Annotated in this window: 13 protein-coding genes; 4 read left to right on the plus strand and 9 right to left on the minus strand. The window is 73.6% G+C overall.

Features of this window, described 5'->3' with window-relative positions; translation table 11 throughout:
* Positions 1-125: 125 nt before the first annotated feature.
* From Asi02nite_RS28220 to Asi02nite_RS28230, 3 genes are all read left to right on the plus strand, one after another.
* On the plus strand, positions 126-1,646 hold the full coding sequence (locus tag Asi02nite_RS28220; protein WP_203716964.1) for a dynamin family protein: 1,521 nt from the start codon (positions 126-128) through the stop codon (positions 1,644-1,646).
* Positions 1,647-1,709: 63 nt separating this feature from the next.
* A complete protein-coding gene (locus tag Asi02nite_RS28225) occupies positions 1,710-3,557 on the plus strand; it encodes a dynamin family protein (protein WP_203716966.1) in 1,848 nt (615 codons plus the stop codon).
* Complete coding sequence (locus tag Asi02nite_RS28230) at positions 3,554-4,222, plus strand: hypothetical protein (protein ID WP_203716968.1); 669 nt, start codon at positions 3,554-3,556, stop codon at positions 4,220-4,222. Before Asi02nite_RS28225 ends, Asi02nite_RS28230 begins: the two co-directional genes overlap by 4 nt.
* Before the next feature lie 172 nt (positions 4,223-4,394).
* On the opposite strand, the gene Asi02nite_RS28235 is transcribed toward Asi02nite_RS28230, so the two are convergent.
* The 9 genes from Asi02nite_RS28235 to Asi02nite_RS28275 all read right to left on the minus strand — a co-directional run bounded on the left by Asi02nite_RS28235 (position 4,395) and on the right by Asi02nite_RS28275 (position 14,028).
* The gene (locus Asi02nite_RS28235; RefSeq protein WP_203716970.1) at positions 4,395-6,077 is read right to left on the minus strand and encodes an acyl-CoA dehydrogenase family protein; all 1,683 of its coding nucleotides are present in this window, start codon (positions 6,075-6,077) and stop codon (positions 4,395-4,397) included.
* A gap of 387 nt (positions 6,078-6,464) precedes the next feature.
* Positions 6,465-7,139, minus strand: coding sequence for a hypothetical protein (locus Asi02nite_RS28240; protein WP_203716972.1), 675 nt, complete (start codon positions 7,137-7,139; stop codon positions 6,465-6,467).
* Between the two features lie 56 nt (positions 7,140-7,195).
* Entirely contained in the window at positions 7,196-8,800 is a 1,605-nt protein-coding gene (locus Asi02nite_RS28245) for a hypothetical protein (RefSeq protein ID WP_203716973.1), read from the minus strand.
* 52 nt (positions 8,801-8,852) lie between these two features.
* Entirely contained in the window at positions 8,853-9,725 is an 873-nt protein-coding gene (locus Asi02nite_RS28250) for an ABC transporter ATP-binding protein (protein ID WP_203716974.1), read from the minus strand.
* Positions 9,722-10,519 (minus strand): cupin domain-containing protein, encoded by a 798-nt coding sequence (locus Asi02nite_RS28255; protein WP_203716976.1) that lies wholly within the window; start codon positions 10,517-10,519, stop codon positions 9,722-9,724. The genes Asi02nite_RS28250 and Asi02nite_RS28255 overlap by 4 nt, the downstream gene beginning before the upstream one ends.
* Positions 10,516-11,067: an RNA polymerase sigma factor gene (locus Asi02nite_RS28260; protein ID WP_203716977.1), complete on the minus strand. Its 552-nt coding sequence runs from the start codon at positions 11,065-11,067 to the stop codon at positions 10,516-10,518. Before Asi02nite_RS28260 ends, Asi02nite_RS28255 begins: the two co-directional genes overlap by 4 nt.
* Before the next feature lie 55 nt (positions 11,068-11,122).
* Positions 11,123-11,812 carry a thymidine kinase gene (locus Asi02nite_RS28265; protein WP_373312338.1) on the minus strand — a complete coding sequence of 230 codons (690 nt, stop codon included), beginning with the start codon at positions 11,810-11,812 and terminating at the stop codon, positions 11,123-11,125.
* 37 nt (positions 11,813-11,849) lie between these two features.
* Positions 11,850-13,250 carry an MFS transporter gene (locus Asi02nite_RS28270; RefSeq protein WP_203716979.1) on the minus strand — a complete coding sequence of 467 codons (1,401 nt, stop codon included), beginning with the start codon at positions 13,248-13,250 and terminating at the stop codon, positions 11,850-11,852.
* A gap of 19 nt (positions 13,251-13,269) precedes the next feature.
* A complete protein-coding gene (locus tag Asi02nite_RS28275) occupies positions 13,270-14,028 on the minus strand; it encodes a glycerophosphodiester phosphodiesterase family protein (protein WP_373312339.1) in 759 nt (252 codons plus the stop codon).
* A gap of 43 nt (positions 14,029-14,071) precedes the next feature.
* Between Asi02nite_RS28275 and Asi02nite_RS28280 the strand changes: the two genes are divergently transcribed.
* The gene (locus tag Asi02nite_RS28280) at positions 14,072-15,673 is read left to right on the plus strand and encodes an Hsp70 family protein (protein ID WP_203716982.1); all 1,602 of its coding nucleotides are present in this window, start codon (positions 14,072-14,074) and stop codon (positions 15,671-15,673) included.
* Positions 15,674-15,969 lie beyond the last annotated feature (296 nt).

The following is a 15,969-nucleotide window of genomic DNA, read 5'->3' on the forward strand; positions in this document are numbered from 1 at the left end:
ACCGCGCACCCCCGACGGGCCACCGCCATTGTCGCCGACGGTCCGCGCCCTGACGACCCCAGCACGGGCGCCATGCCCGGTTCGGGCGGTTTGCGCGGGAGCGTCGGGTCAGGGCGGGTCGCGGCATGACGGCACCGCTCGCGCTGCGGCAGGTCGTCGCCGGGTTGTGTGACGAGGTCAGCCCCCGGCTCACCTCCGACGCCGCGCGCGTCCAGGTGCGGCGGGTCCGGCAGCGCCTCGACGAGCCGCTGCGGGTCGCGATCGCCGGGCGCCTCAAAGCCGGCAAGTCGACCCTGGTCAACGCGCTGATCGGCCGGCGGGTCGCGCCGACCGAGGTCGGTGAGTGCACCCGGGTGGTCACCCAGTTCCGCTACGGCACCGCCGACCGGGTCGACGTCGTGCGCCGCGACGGCAGCCGGGTCAGCCTGCCCCTGGACGAAACGGGGATGATTCCCCAGCGGTTGGGCGTACCCGCGGCTGAGGTGGCTTTTGTCGATGTTGCCCTGACCAGCGCCAACCTGCGTGACCTGACCGTCGTCGACACGCCCGGCCTGTCGTCCACCAACGCGTCCGTGTCCGCCGGCGCCCGGCGGTTCTTGTTCGAGGACGCCACCGCGCCGATCGACGACGGGCTCGACGCCGACTCCGCGGGCGCGATCTCCGGGGCGGAGGCGATCGTGTACGTGTTCACGCAGGCCGTACGCGACGACGACGTGGCCGCGCTCGAGGCGTTCCGGTCGGTCTCGGCGCGGCTGGCCAGCAACCCGATCAACTCCGTCGGCCTGTTCAACAAGGCCGACAAGCTCGTCGAAGGCCCCGGCGACCCCTGGCCGGTCGCCGAAGGGCTCGCCAACACCCAGGCCCAGACGCTGCGCCGCGTCGTCTCCGGCGTCGTACCGGTCGTCGGGCTGCTCGCCGAGACGACCGAGGCCGGCCGGCTCACCGCGGCCGACTGCGAGGCGCTGCGGGTGCTCTCCGGGCTGCCGGCCGCCGACCGTACGCTGCTGCTGGCCTCGGTGGACCTGTTCGTCTCGCGGCCGGCCCCCGTACCCCGTGAGCACCGGGAAAGGCTTTTGACCCTGCTCGACCTGTACGGGATCGGCTTCTCCCTGGCACAGCTCGCCGCGCACCCGACGCTGGGCAGCGGTGACCTGGTGCGGATGCTCTACCAGGCGTCCGGGTTCCCGCGGCTGCGGCACACGCTCGACCACGCGTTCCGCTGGCGGACCGATGCGATCAAGGCGGGATGGGCGCTCTCGACGCTGGAGAAGGCCGCCGGGCACGCCGACACGATCCCCGACCGCGAGGTGCTGCGCGACGCGATCGAGCGGGTGCTGCAGCGGCCCGAATATCACCGCCTGCGGCTGCTCGAGGTCGCCCAGCAGGTCAGCGGCGGCGCCGTCGAGCTGCCGACGCCGATGGAGCAGGAGCTGACCCGGCTGGCGCTCTCGCAGGACCCGCAGTGGATCCTCGGCCTGCCCGCCGCCGGCCCCGACGAGCTGCGCGAGGCGGCGCTGGCCGCGGCCGCCCGCTGGCGGGTCTACGCGGTCGCCGGCGCCAGCCCCGCCCAGTCCCGGGTGGCCCTGGTCGTCCACCGCGGCTTCCACCTGCTCTCCCAGCGCCTGCGGGAAGGGGTGGCATCGTGAGCGAGCGAACCGGCTGGCTCAGTGAGCGGCTCGTTGGTGCTCCTCGCGGAGCGAGGTGCGGCAATGAGTGATCTTGGTGCCCTGCTGGGCGAGGCCGTCGACGGGTCGCTGGCGTTCCTGCGCCGCGCCGACGCCGACGCGGCCGCCGACATCGAGGCGACCCGCCGCCGCGCCGTCACCCGCCCGTCGATCGTCGTGGTCGGCGAGACCAAGCGCGGCAAGAGCTCCCTGGTCAACGCCCTGATCGGTGTCCCGGACCTGTCGCCGGTCGACGCGGCCGTGGCGACCGCCACCTACCTGGAGTTCGTGCCCGGCGCGACGCACGGCGCCCGGGCGTGGGTGCCGGACCGCGCCGAACCCGTCGGCCTCGAGCTGGGGCAGCTGCGCGACTGGGCGACCACGCTGGGCCAGCTCCCGGAGGGCACCCGGCCGCCGCGGCGGGTCGAGGTGACCCACTCCGCGCCGCTCCTGCAATACCTCAGCCTGGTCGACACCCCCGGCACCGGCGGCCTGGACCCGCTGCACGCCGAGGTCGCCCTCGACGCCGCCGCGCAGGCCGGCGCGCTGCTGTTCGTCGTCGACGCGTCCGGGCCGTTCACCCGCCCCGAGCTCGAGTTCCTGATCGAGGCAAGCAAGCGGGTCAACGTGGTCGTGTTCGCGCTGACCAAGATCGACGCGTACCCCGGCTGGCGCACGATCCTCGCCGACGACCGCGCCCAGCTCCAGACGCACGCGCCGCGCTTCGCGCAGGCGCCCTGGTTCCCGGTGTCCGCGCGGCTGGCACAGCTGTCGATGACGCTGCCCGGCGACGCCGGCACCGAGCTGGTCCGCGAGTCGCGGATCGCGCCGCTGCAGCACGCGCTGATCGAGCTGGCCGGCAACGGGCACCTGCTGCAGAAGGCCAACGTGCTGCGCTCCGTACGCAGCGAGCTGGTCCGCCTCGACCTGCGGGCCGGCGAGCGGCTCACCGCGACCGACCCCGACCCGGCCGACGTCGCCAAGGCCCGAGCCGACCGGGCGGCGCTGGCGGCGCGCAAGCGCACCGAGTCGCGGCAGTGGTCGCTGACGCTGAACACCGAGACGCAGCGGGCGCGGGTGGAGGCGACGGGCAAGCTGCGCACGTACGTGGGTCAGCTCCAGGACGATCTCCTCACCCGCATCGACAAGGCGAAGAGCGACGAGCTCAAGGCGCTGCCCAGCGACCTGGACACGGCATTGCAGGCACTGTCGGTACGGCTGTCGCAGGATCTGGAGTTCCGGTTCCGCAAGGTCGCCGAGAAGGTCCTCGCCCAGGTGTTCGGCGCCGACGAGCTGCAGTTCGTGCTCGCCCGGCTCAACGCGACGCTGCGGCACGCCCTCACGTCGCGGCCGCCGCGGGACACCGGCACCGACAACATGATGATCGCCATGTCGGCCGGTGGCATGGCGTTCATGGCCGGCCGGGGTGCGATGGCGGGGGCGTCGGCGCTGGGCGCTTCGGCGTTGCTGGGCGGCGGGCTGCTCGTACCCGTCGCGGGTCTGGGTCTGGGCCTGGCCGCCGGGGCCTTCATCCTCTATCGCCGCCGCGCCCAGAGCGACCGCGCCCAGGCCCGGCTGTGGCTGCGCGACGTCCTCAGCGAGGCCCGGGCGGCGCTGTCCGACGAGATCATGCACCGGTTCACCGACCTGCAGTACGCGCTGACGCTCGCCCTCGACGACGCCATCGAGCGCCGGCTGGCGCAACTCGACGCGCACATCGCCGAGATCGACAAGGCGCTCGCCGACGACAAGGCCGAACGGACCCGTCGCCGCGCCGCCGTGGCCGCCGAACGCGAGGCGATCCGGTCGCGCATCAAGCAGGTCGACATGGTGCTGGTCCGCGCTCGGACCCTGGCACCCGCCGCGACCACCGAAGACCAGGAGCTGCCATGACCGACGACTGGACCTGGGACGACGACGGGCACGGCCCCCACGACGACCCTGCCGGCTTCGACGGGGTCGGCGATCATCACGACCATTTCGGGTACGACGGGGGCGACGACTACGACGCAGCCGGCGGGTACGGCGGCCCGGGCGACGACCACGGCGGCTTCGACGACCTGTCGGGTGGCGATCTCTCCTCCGGCGATGGGTTGTCCGCCGGTGACCACCTGGCCGGGCATGACGACCCGGCCGGGTTCGGGGCCGACGATCCGTTCGCCCCGGACGCGCTGGTCAGCGACCACCACAACTGGGCGGCGGGCCTCGACGAGGACGGCACCGACGGGCTCGGCCCGATCGACGCCACACACCTGTTCGGCACCGACCCGGACGTCTCCGCGTACACGGACGCCCTGTGGCCGACCCCGGAGTTCCCCGCGGCCCTCGACCTCGGCGCCGCGCTGCCGGAGCCGATCGACGGCGCGCCGTGGACGGACCCGGCGTCCCTCGGCGTCGCCGGGCCCGCCGATCTGGTCGCGGGCGACGCGCCGGAGCCCGCAGATCTGGCCGCGTACGCGGGACTGGACCCGGCTTCGTCGGGGTGGGAGGCACTGGTCGGGTCGGAGGATCCGGCTACGTCGGCGCTGGCGCGGTTCTGGGGGCCACCGCTAGCCTGACCGACCGCGGTCGCCCAGCGTGATGCAGGTCCCGCCGTCTACCGTGCGGCGGTCGCGGGAGCCCGGCTCGACTGCCGAGCCGGCATAGTCCGGTGGCGCCGAGCGCGACGCGGCCCTGATGCGTGGACGACAGCCGCCGCTGACGCGAATCAAGCCACGCGTCTGATCTGCCTCAGCAAAGGACGTCGACGTAGTTGGCCGCGTCCACCGCGATGTCGTCACCGCGTAGCCAGCGGCGGGTCCACAGCCGGGCGATGGTCTCGGCCAGGTCGTCGCGGTCCGCGGCCTGTTCGACGAGCAGGGCAGCGGCCAGCGCGTACGCGGTGCGCAACGCCAGCCCGCGCGCGCTCGCCACGACCGTCGCCGCGGTCGGGTCGGCGGCCACCTCGGCGAACCGGGCGCCCAGGTCCCGGGCCGCGGCGGCGAGCGAGTCGGCGACCGCCGGTGACAGGCCGCGGGCCAGGTCGGCCGCCGCCGCGACCCGCGCGACCACGGGTGTGGCGGCGTCGTCGCGGGCGACCGCGCGGAGCGCGTCGAGCGCCAGCACGTTGGTGGTGCCTTCCCAGATCGGCAGGACCTGCGCGTCGCGGAGCAGCCGCGGCACACCGGTGTCCTCGACGTAGCCGGCACCGCCGAAACACTCGACGTACTCGCTGGCCGACGAGACCGCCAGCCGCCCCGTGGCGAGCTTCGCCAGCGGGGCGACCAGCCGCAGTTCGGCCGCCGCGGCCGGATCCGAGCCGACCTCGACCCGGCCGAGCAGCGCGAACGCGTGCCCGGCGAGCACGAACGCACCGGCGGCGTCGACGGCGAGGGTGGCCAGCGTGGCCCGGTGCAGCGGCGAGTCGAACAGGAGGCCGCCGGCGACGTGGCGGGCTTTCGCGTACGCGATCGCGTAGTCGAGCCCCCGCCGCATCCCACCGGCGGCCGCCGCGGCGTTGTGCAGCCGGGTGATCACCACGAGCGTCATCGCCCGGACCAGCCCCGGCTGGGCGGGGTCACCGAGCGGAATCCCGACGGCATCGGTGAGCCCGATCTCCGCGGTGGGCAGGGCCCGGGTGCCGAGCTTGTCCTTGAGCCGGCGCACTGTCACACCCGGGGCAGGCGCCCCGCCGCCCGCGCCGTCGGCATACCGCGGCATCAGGAACGGCACCAGCGCCCGGCTCCCCGGCGCGCCACCCTCCGGACGCGCGAGCGCGACCGCCATCGCGGAGTCGGCCGCCGAGCAGAACCACTTCTCACCGGTGAGCAGCCACCGCCCGCCGTCATGCCGGGCGACGGTCGACGACCGGGCCAGGTCGGACCCGCCCTGCGACTCGGTCATCCACTGCCCGCTGGTGATCGCGGTGTCGGGGTCGGTGGAGAGCAGCCGCGGCAGCCAGGCGTCGCGGACGTCGCGGCCCACGTCACCGCGGGACAGCAGCGCCGCGGCACCGTCGGCCATGGCGACGGGACAGGAGAAGGTAGCGGACTCGGGCCCGTACAGATGCAGCAACGCATGCTGGACGATCCGGGTCGCGGCCCCCCACGTGCCGCGCGTCTCCTCGAGATACGGAAGCGCGACGACGGCGTGCCGCGCGGCCGCGGCCCGCTGCGCCTGCCAGCCGGCGGAGGTCTCGACCCGGTCGACCCGCGCCCCCCACGGGTCGTAGCGGACCAACACCGGCGGATGCGCCTCGGCATCGCCGTGCGCGGCCCTCAGTGGCCCGGCGACATCGGCGGCGAGATCGGTCAGCCGCGCCTTGGCCAAGGCATGCCCGGTGGCGCCGAGCTGCCGGTCGAGCCAGACGCGCAGAAACCGATCCCCCGCGTACGGATCCTCCAACGGCGGCAGCGGCTGCACGAACCGGGCCATGGCGGCTCCTTCACGAACGAGCGAAGCGGTTGGCCCCGACGGTAATCGAGCAGACGCACCCCCGACCACACAACGCCGCCGCAAGCGCCGGAAGGCCCACAGCCCTCGCCGGACGGCTCAACGCCTTGACTGCCGGCCCACCGGCCCGGCTGTGGCCACAGCCGACACGGACCCGATGCGGGCAACCCGCCGACTGACAACGACGAGGCCACCCCTGCTCGACTACCCGATCTGGCAGCGCTCGTGGCCAACAGCCCCGCGTCGAGCCGCCCGTGCCAACAGCCCCGCGTGCAGCCGCCGGTGCTGACAGCCCAGCGACGAACCGCCGGAGCCAGCGGTCCGATCCCGTCGCCGCCGGCGGGCTTACCTGCGTGCCCCGAAGCGCGGCTAGCCGGAGGCCGCAGCCGTTGTGCGGCGCGGGGACACCGGCGACCACGTCGCCGCGAGCAGCGCGCCGGTCCCAGCCCCGATCAGCACCACCATCCAACGGTCGTGCGCAGCGTCCCAGGTCGGGGCGCCGGGCGCGGCCAGCAAGGCGACCCGGTCCGGTAGCAGCGCCGCGACCACAACCGCCGCCAGGAAGACCGGGGCCGCCACCAGGCCGACGGAGCCGCGGGCCGACCGCCGCCAGACCAGCGTGCCCGCCGCGACCGCCACCGCCACCACGGCGGCCGTCTCCAGGGTGAGGTCGCCGCGCGGCAGCACCACCGACGCCGGGCCGGCCGCCGCAAGGGCCGTGGCCAGGGTCGCCCACCACCAGGCGGCGAGCACCACCGCCCCGGCGCCCAGCCGGGCCGCCAGCGGTAGCCAGGCCGGCGTCGGCGACGTCAGCGTCGTCGGCCGGGACGGGTCGTCGAGCAGGAACCCCACTGCGAGACCCGCGCACACCGCCGCCAACCGGAGCAGGATGACCAGCAGCTCAGGGCTGGAAGGCCCCGAGACCGCGGCCGGCAGACCCACCATCGCGTAGCCCACCAGCAGCCCGCCCACCGGCGGCAGCCACCGCACCGCCCGGATCGCCGGCACCGCCGCCGCGACCCCGACCGTCACGAGACGCACCACACCGTCCTCCACTTCGGACCCCGACACCCGTCCACGCGTCGACAAAGACGAACCCCTCACGAGTCGCAGCGCTTGCTGTCCAGCGACGGGTCCGCGGGTGGTGGCGCCGGGACGCCCAACAGCTGCGCCGCCTGCTCGAGGGTCGTGCCCGGTGCCGTCAGCTCCGCCCAGTGCGTCGCCACCAGCGCCGTCGCCTCGGTCGGCGGGCGTTCGAGCAGGGCCAGGCCGACACCCGCGGCGCGGTCGTCGACGAGCAGGGAGTTGTCGATCGTGTAGTCGACCAGCGCCAACGCCCCGCTGCTCTGGTTGTCGAGCTGCCGCAAGCCGGCCGCCGTGCGCGCGTTGGCCTGGCCGGTCAGCCAGACGATCAGAGCGCCGCGCGGCCCGCACGCGGTCGTGCTGCTCGTCACCGCCCGACCCGTGACGATGCGGTAGGCGACGCCACCGGCGAATGCGGCGGCGCTGGCCTCGTCACCCCAGGCGGTGCCTACCGGGATCGCCTCCGGCGTGCCCGCGGCGGTGTCGGTGGCGCGCTGCGTGCGCGAGCGCGCCTCGAACCACTCCGGACCGAAGCTGCCGCCGAACGTCGGGTAGCGGTCGGACCACACCCACTGCCGCACCGCCAGCGGCGGCCCCGCCGCGACAGCACCGGGTGGGGTCAGCCGGACCACGTCGTCGACAACACGAGACCACGCCGGGACCCAGGCCGTGAAATCGTCGAACGCGCAGTAGGTCACCTGCCCGCGCGTCTCGCACGTCTGGAACGGCGCGGGGTTGTCGTTGGCCGCGACCCGGGCCGCCAGGATCTCGTCGTCCTGGCCGAGCTGGACGCTGCCCGCACCCACCGTCACCGCGAGCGCCGCCGCCAACGCCGGCACGGCCGCCCGCGCCCGCAGGCCGGCGTGGAACAGGACGACCACGACGAGCACGGCGGTCAGCCCCACGAGGTAGGCGAGGTGCCAGCCCGACGGTCGCGCGAGCAGCGCCCATGGCAACGCGATCGGTAGGTCGTCGGGCAGGATCGGCAGCAGCCGCCCCCAGGTCGTGCCGGTGGCGACCGACGCGACCGCCACGAACCCCACCGCCGCGAAGATCACCGCGACCAACGGCGCCACAATGGGCGAGCGGATCACCCGGCCCAGCAGCACACCGCCCACGCCGAGCACGGCGACGATCGCCGCCGGGATCGCCACGTCGAACGGGTCGACCCGGCCGGCCCGCCCGGGTAGGAGCGCGAGCGTCAGCACCTGCCCCGCGAAGACGGCGAGCGTCAGCGCGGCCGGGGCCAGGGTCGCGAGCAGGAACGCACCCGTACGCCAGGTCGGCGGCAGCACCAGCAGGTCGGACACCGCGTCGGTGCGGTGCCGCCGTTCCCGCAGCACCGCCAGGTTGGCCACCACCAGCGCGGCGCCGCCGAGGACGAGCATCACGGCCATCTGCAGCATCGCCATGTCGGCGTGCAGGACCGGATAGCGGTCGGCGCCCGGACGCGCCAGATTCCACACCCACGGCCCCAGGTAAAGCAGCAGCGCGGCCACGGTCACCGGATGCCGCGCCATGCGCACCGCCTCGAACCGGGCCAGCGCCAGCATCGCCTGCCGCCGCGACACCGCGGCCGCGACCGGCGCGGCGTCCCGCGGCGCGTCAACCACCATCGTCATCGCACACCCCCCTCGCGCAGAGACCGGCGGGCCCGCGCGTCGAGCAGCGCCGTCATCGCGGGTCCTCCGTCGCGCGTAGGCCGACCAGGGTCAGGTAGCCGTCCTCGATGGTCGGCTCGAGCAGGTCGGCGCCGAGTGGTGGGTCGCCGACCTGGCGGTAGGAGCCCGTGCCCGTGCGCCACGACGCCAGGGCGCCCGTCGCGCGCGTCTCGCTGGTCCAGACGCGGCCCGCGGCCTGGGCGGCCAGCTCCACCGGTGTGCCGTCGAAGCGGACCCGGCCCTCGTCGAGGACCACGACCGTGCGGCACAGCGACATGACGTCCTCGGTCTGGTGGGTCGACAGCAGCACCGCCCGGTCCTCGCCGAGGTCGGCGAAGAGCTCCCGGAAGCGCATCCGCTGCTCGGGGTCGAGACCGACCGTCGGCTCGTCGAGGATCAGCAGCGCCGGGTCGCCGACCAGGGCCGCGGCCAGGGCGACCCGCTGCCGCATGCCGCCCGACAGGGCCCGGATCCGCTTGCCACGCTGTTCGTCGAGACCGACCTGGGCGAGCACGCGGCGTACCTCGGCGTGCCGGGCCGACCGGACCGTCAGCTCCTTGAGGATCGCGACGTAGTCGACGAACTCGAACGCCGTGAACGACGGGTGGAAGCCCGGGTCCTGCGGCAGGTAGCCGAGGCGGCGACGGACCGCGAGCCGGCCCGGGCCGGTCAACGCGTCGTGGCCGAACGCCGAGACCGTGCCGGAATCGGGCCGCACCGCGGTCGCGATCACCCGCAGCAGCGTGGTCTTGCCGGCGCCGTTGGGGCCGAGCAGGCCGGTCACGCCGGTGCCGAGCGACAGGGAGACCCCGTCGAGGGCGGTCGTGCGCCCGTAGCGCAGCACCACCCCGTCGGCGCGGACAGCGGTGTCGGTGGCGAGGGTCATCGGATCCTCCGGGTCGTCAGGACGTCGAACAGGGCGGCCCGGCGGGCCAGGAGCACGGACAGCACGGCCACGACCGCGCACAGGGACAGTTGGCCGGCGGCGGAGAAGGGCAGCATCTCGGCCCAGGTCACCGCCAGCACCCAGCCGGCGCCGACCAGCACCGCCGCCCAGGCCGGGCCGAGCCGCGGCGACAGCAGCAGCGTGAGCACCGTCAGCGCCAGCGACGGCAGGAACCACCCGGCGATGGTCAGGCCGTAGCCCGGGACGAACAGCGTCGCCGCCGCGCAGAGCAGCGTGTTGGCCACCAGCACCGCGACGCAGCGCAACAGCAGCAGCCGGAACGCGTGCACCGGCGACGTCACGGTGATCTCGTAGGTCGGGTCGACGCCCGGCCCGAACGAGACCGCGACGCCGATCAGCGTCAGCAGCGGCGCCACCCCTAGGAACACCACGGGCGTGGCCGCGTTGGCCAGCAGGGCCGTCAGCACCAGCGTGGCCGCGACGGCCGCGAGCCACGACAGGCGCAGTGCCGGTGTGGCCGTCAGCAGCCGCGCGGTGTGGTCGGGGACGCCGACCAGGACCAGCACCCGCTCCACCGGCCCTGGACGCGGCGCGTCCAGCGCCGCGTCGAGCCGCGCCCAACCGGCGTCGACCGGGACCAGCGCGGCCAGCCGCGAGCGGCACACGGCGCAGGACGCCAGGTGGGTCTCGGTCGACCAGAGCAGCGGCGGCCCGAGGCCCTGCCCGGCATAGGCGCGTAGGTCGTCGTCAGGAACATGCCAGGTGGTGGTCATGTCAACTCCGCACGCAACTGTTGGCGGGCGCGCATCGCCCGGGACTTGACCGTGCCGGCCGGAATGCCCAACAGGACGGCGGCCTCGGCGGTGGACAGGCCGTCGATCACCGTGGCCTGGATGACGGCGCGCAGCTCAGGCGAGAGCCGCGCCAGCGCACCGGACAGGTCGCCGTGTTCGACCCCCCGCAGCACCTGCTCCTCGGCGGACGGCTCGTCGCGGCGCCGGAACCGGGCCAGCAGCCGGCCCAACCGGTCGCGGGAATGCCGCCGCCGTAGCGCGTCGACCAGCCGCCGCGACCCGACCCGCCACAGCCAGCCGGCGACGTCGGCGGACGGTGAGGCATGGAACCGCGCGGCACCACGCCAGACGTCGAGGAACGTCTCCTGCACCACCTCGTCGACCAGCCCGTCGTCGGGGCAGCGATGCCGCAGCCGCAGCACCAGCCAGGCCGCGTGCCGCCGGTAGAACGCCTCGAACGCCGCCCGGTCGCCCGCGGCGACATGAGCCAGCAGATCAGCGTCACTCGGAGGAGGTGGTGGTCTCACATACTCTTCATCGGAACGAGGAACCGATCTGGTTCGCGTACCGACAAAGAATTTCTCACATGCCCGGCAGTGCCGGTTGCGGTGCGACGGAACCCAGCTCACCGGCCATGAAATGCCGCCGGCACAACACCTGATAACGGACGTCCGCGTCGGACGCCGTATCCCCGATCACGACCTGCTCACCCGACCGGGCCACCACCCCGTTGACGACCCGCGCGTTCAACGCACCGGCCCGCCCGCACCAGCACAACACCTCGACCTGGATCCGCTCCACGGAGTCGGCCAGCTCGAACAACCGCCGCGCCGCGGGAAACAGCACCGACCGGAAATCGCTGGCCAGACCGAACGCGAACACGTCCACGTCGTAACAGTCGACCAGCTCCACCATCTGCTCGATGTGCTGCTCACCGTAGAAACAGGCCTCGTCGCAGATCAGATAGTCGACACCGACCCCGGCGGCCCACTTCGACCGGACCAGCTCCACCAGGTCGAGATCATCGGTGACCTCGATCGCGTCGTGCGCCAGCCCGATCCGGGAGGTGACCTTGGGGCCGAGCGACCGGTCGATCCGCGTCAGCACCAGGCCACGCCGCCCCTGCCGCGCGTGGTTATAGTTCATCTGCAGCGCCATCGTCGACTTGCCGCAGTCCATCGGCCCCCAGAAGAACTTGAGGGCCGCGCCGTGGCGCAGCCGCCCGTCGCCGGCGGCGTGGCAGGTCGTGGACAGTGCGGAGTCGTCGGTCACGATCCGGCAGCCTAACCGCCGGATACGCGAGATCCGCTCACAGCACGCGCGGCGGCGTGTTCCCCGCGGCCACGATCGCCCGGCGGACCGGCACCGCCAGCAGCAGGAAGAAGCCCACGACGAAGAAGAACACCAATGAGATGATGCCGACGCGGTACGAGTCAGTGAGCTGGAACACCAGACCGAAGGCCAGCGGCCCGAGCCAACTCGTACCCTTGTCGCTGATTTCGTAGAAACCGTAGTATTCGCCCTCCTTGCCCGGCGGGATCATCTGGCTGAACAGCGACCGGCTCAACGCCTGGCTGCCGCCCAGCACGATGCCGATGCACGCGCCGAGGATCATGAACGGCACCGGCGCCTCGGCCGGCAGCCAGAACGCCCCGATGATCACGCCGGTCCAGAGCACCAGGCTGATCAGCACGGTCTTCCAGGCGCCGATCTTCTCCGCGAGCCGCCCCAGCCCCAGCGCGCCGCCGAACGCCAGGAACTGCACCAGCAGGATCGTGATGATCAACGTGTTCTGCTCGAGCTTGAGCTCCTCGGTGCCGTACTGGCTCGACAGCGTGATCACCGTCTGGATGCCGTCGTTGAACACCAGGAACGCGAGCAGGAAGAACAAGGTCAGCGGGTACGCCTTGAGGTGCCTGATCGTGCCGCCGAGCTGCCGGAACCCGTCGGTGAGCACGTTGCCGCGCGGTGCCGGCGTGGTCGCGTCGACGACGACCGGCCGGTCCCGCAGCCACAGCAGCGGCAGCACCGTGAACGCCGCCCACCAGATGCCCGCCGACACGATCGACCAGCGGGCCAGGTCGAGGGTGCGCTGGTCGTTGCCGTCCTGGCTGAGCAGCATCACGGCGACGAGGTTGAGCAGCAGCAGGAGGCCGCCGCCGAGATAGCCCAGCGCCCAGCCGCGGCTCGACACCCGGTCGCGGTCGTCGGGCGCGGCGAGTTGGGGCAGGAACGAGTTGTTGACCACGAACGCGGCGCCGAACGAGATGTTGGCGACGAGGAACAGCAGTCCGCCGAGCAGATAGCGGTCGCCCGTGACGAACGCGAACAGGATCGTGGCCAGCGAGCCGAGGAACGCGAAGCCGGCCAGCAGCCACTTCTTGCGCGGCGTACGGTCGGCGATCGCGCCCACGATCGGGAGCACGAAGACCTGGAGCAGGACCGAGAGCGAGATGAGGTACGGGTAGAAGGAGCCGGCCGCGATCTCGATCCCCAGTGGATGGACGCGCCCGGTGCACTCGTCGGCCCCCAGCGCGCAGCCGGCGGCGAGCTCGGTGACCGTGGTCAGGAACGGGCCGAGGAAGACCGTGATGACCGTGGTCTGGAAGGCCGAGTTGGCCCAGTCGTACATGTACCAGCCGGTGCGCTCCCGTTTGGTGCTCGGCGGTGGCGCGGCGTCGACGGGTGTCGCGGCGGTGACCTCGGCCATCGGATGTTCCTCGGGGTGGTCAGGCGGGCCAGAGGCCGCGGGCGATGTAGACGTCGCGCAACACGTCGACGCGATCGGTCATGATGCCATCCACGCCGAGATCCAGTAAGTGGTGCATCGGCTCGGGTTCGTCGATCGTCCAGACATGAACCTGCAGGCCGAGCTTCTGGGTGTACGCGACGAAGCGTCGATCGACGACGGTGAGGCGCCCGTACCGTGGCGGGACCTGCGCGGCGACCACACTCGGGTGCATCCTGATCTTGCTGTTGCGCCTCGACGCCAGCCACAGCCTGGTGACGCCGCGCATGCCGAGGGAGGTGGCGATCTCCGGGCCGGCGAGGGCGCGGATGCGGGCCAGACGGCTGTCGCTGAAGCTGGCGAGCAGGACGCGGTCGGCGGCCTTCGCGTCCTTGACCGCCTGCACGGTGGGTGCGATGCCGGGCGCCGCCTTGACGTCGATGTTGAACCGCACCTGCGGCCACGCGGCGAGGACGTCGTCGAGCCGGGGCACGGCGGCCGAGCCGTTGACGCGTACCGCCTCCAGGTCCTTGATCGTCATGTTGCGGATCTGGCCCGGCTGGCCGGTCACCCTGCGCAGATCGGAGTCGTGGAAGACGACCGCGACGCCGTCGCGGGTGCCGTGCACGTCGGTCTCGACATAGCGGTAGCCGAGCGCGATCGCGCGCCCGAACGCCTCGGCGGTGTTCTCGTCACCGTCGGCGGCGCCGCCCCGGTGGGCGAACGCGAGCGGCGTGGGGGCGTCAAGATACGGGTGCACGCGACGGAGTATGCCGGCCTCGACCGACGATAGGGTGACGGCCATGCGGGCGGTGGGCATCGATTTCGGCACGTCGCACACGGTGGCGGTGGTTGCCGTCGATGGCACGTCACGGCCGCTGCTGTTCGACGGCTCGCCCCTGTTGCCGTCCGCCGTCTACCTCGATCCGTCCGACCGTCTGGTCGCGGGCGCCGACGCGGTGCGGGCGGCCCGCCTCGACCCGGCGCGGTTCGAGCCCAACCCGAAGCGGCGGGTGGACGAGGGTTCGGTGCTGCTGGGCGCGCGGTCGGTGCCGGTGCCGTCGCTGGTCGGGGCCGTGCTGGGCCGGGTGGCGGAGGAGGCGCGGCGGTGGGCGGGCGAGTCGTTCTCGGTCGTGTTGACGCACCCGGCGGGCTGGTCCGGCCTGCGCACGGGGGTGCTGGTCGAGGCGGCGTCGTCGGCGGGCCTGCCCGGCACCCCGGTGCTGCTCCCGGAGCCGGTAGCGGCGGCGCGCTACTTCACGGGCGTGCTCCGCGGGGCGGTCCCGGTCGGCGCGTCACTGGCGGTGTACGACCTGGGCGGCGGCACCTTCGACGCGGCGGTGGTGCGCAGGTCCCCCGGCGGTTTCGAGGTGCTCTCCGCGCACGGTTTGCCGGACGTCGGCGGGCTCGACCTGGACCAGGCGCTGGTGGAGCACCTGGGCGCGGCGTACTCGTCGTCGCGGACGGCGGTCTGGGACGCGGTCGTGACGCCGTCGTCAGCGGCGGAACGCCGCCAACGCGCATTGCTGTACGACGACGTGCGGGGCGCGAAGGAGGCGCTGTCCCGCACGTCGTCGGCGGACATCCACCTGCCGGCCCTGGACGTGGCGGCGCACGTGACCCGCGACGAACTGGAACGCCTGGCCCGCCCCATGCTGACACGCACGGTCGACTGCCTGGCCCGCACGATCGCGGACGCCCGCCTGGACGAGGACGACCTGGTAGGCGTGTTCCTGGTAGGCGGCTCGAGCCGGATGCCGCTGGTGGCCCGGATGATCCATCAGGAGTTGGGCATAGCCCCGACGGCACTGGAACAGCCCGAGACGGTCGTGGCGCAAGGTGCGGTCAGCCCTGAGGTCGAGTCTCCCGGGGCCCGGGTGCCGACGCAGCGCCTGCCGATGGGGTCGGGCGGGGACCGGCCGGTGTCGCCGCCGTCGGGGTTCGTGGTGCCGACGCAGCGGGTGCCCACGTCCGGCGCTGGTCAGGGGGCGCCGGACCACGGACCCTCAGCCGGGACTGCCTCGGGCTATCCGGGCGGCGCGGGCTCTGTCCCGGGTTACCCGCCGACCGCCGGCACCGGCCCGGCTTACCCTCCCCAGGCCGACGGCAGCCCGGGCAACCCGGCCCAAGCCGACGCTGGCGTGGGCAACTCACCCCAAGCCGGCGGCAGCCCGGGCAACCTGGCGCCGGCCAACGGTGGCCCGGGCTATCCCGGCCCAGCGGGCCCGGGTTATCCGGCACCAGCCAGCCCAGCCACCGGCTACGGCGGCTTCGTGCCGAGCCAGCCCGTCCCGCCGACCGTCTCGCCGGCCCCCAACCGCGCGGGGCTGGCCTGGGTCATCGCCCTCAGCATCGCGGTCGCGATCGCGGCCACGGTGCTGGCGCTGATGCTCCTGAACGGCTGACGGGCGGAGCGAGTTCGGTCTGCCCCGCATGACCGACCCGCCGGGTATCGGATGGCCCGCAGCGCAGCCCGCGGTCCCGGTCGCTGGGTAACCGATCGCCCGCGGCGCGGTCGGCGTTCCGGGTCGCCGGGTAACCGATCGCCCCGACGGTCCCGGTCGCCGGGCCGACCGGGGCGCCGGGGCGCCGGGGCGCCGGGGTCAAGGTGGCCGCCATCCCGAGCGAGTTCGGTCTGCCCCGCGTGACCGACCCGCCAGGTAATCGATCACCCGCGGCACAGCCGCCGGTCCCGATCCCC

It is taken from the genome of Asanoa siamensis (assembly GCF_016862555.1).
GTDB classification, from domain to species: Bacteria; Actinomycetota; Actinomycetes; order Mycobacteriales; family Micromonosporaceae; genus Asanoa; species Asanoa siamensis.

What these genes read in the sequence shown, in the direction of transcription:
- Asi02nite_RS28250 (WP_203716974.1), bottom strand. Translation starts at nt 9,725, where the DNA reads ATGACCCTCGCCACCGACACCGCTGTCCGCGCCGACGGGGTGGTGCTG.
- Asi02nite_RS28270 (WP_203716979.1), bottom strand. Translation starts at nt 13,250, where the DNA reads ATGGCCGAGGTCACCGCCGCGACACCCGTCGACGCCGCGCCACCGCCG.
- Asi02nite_RS28255 (WP_203716976.1), bottom strand. Translation starts at nt 10,519, where the DNA reads ATGACCACCACCTGGCATGTTCCTGACGACGACCTACGCGCCTATGCC.
- Asi02nite_RS28280 (WP_203716982.1), top strand. Translation starts at nt 14,072, where the DNA reads ATGCGGGCGGTGGGCATCGATTTCGGCACGTCGCACACGGTGGCGGTG.
- Asi02nite_RS28225 (WP_203716966.1), top strand. Translation starts at nt 1,710, where the DNA reads ATGAGTGATCTTGGTGCCCTGCTGGGCGAGGCCGTCGACGGGTCGCTG.
- Asi02nite_RS28220 (WP_203716964.1), top strand. Translation starts at nt 126, where the DNA reads ATGACGGCACCGCTCGCGCTGCGGCAGGTCGTCGCCGGGTTGTGTGAC.
- Asi02nite_RS28245 (WP_203716973.1), bottom strand. Translation starts at nt 8,800, where the DNA reads ATGACGATGGTGGTTGACGCGCCGCGGGACGCCGCGCCGGTCGCGGCC.
- Asi02nite_RS28235 (WP_203716970.1), bottom strand. Translation starts at nt 6,077, where the DNA reads ATGGCCCGGTTCGTGCAGCCGCTGCCGCCGTTGGAGGATCCGTACGCG.
- Asi02nite_RS28230 (WP_203716968.1), top strand. Translation starts at nt 3,554, where the DNA reads ATGACCGACGACTGGACCTGGGACGACGACGGGCACGGCCCCCACGAC.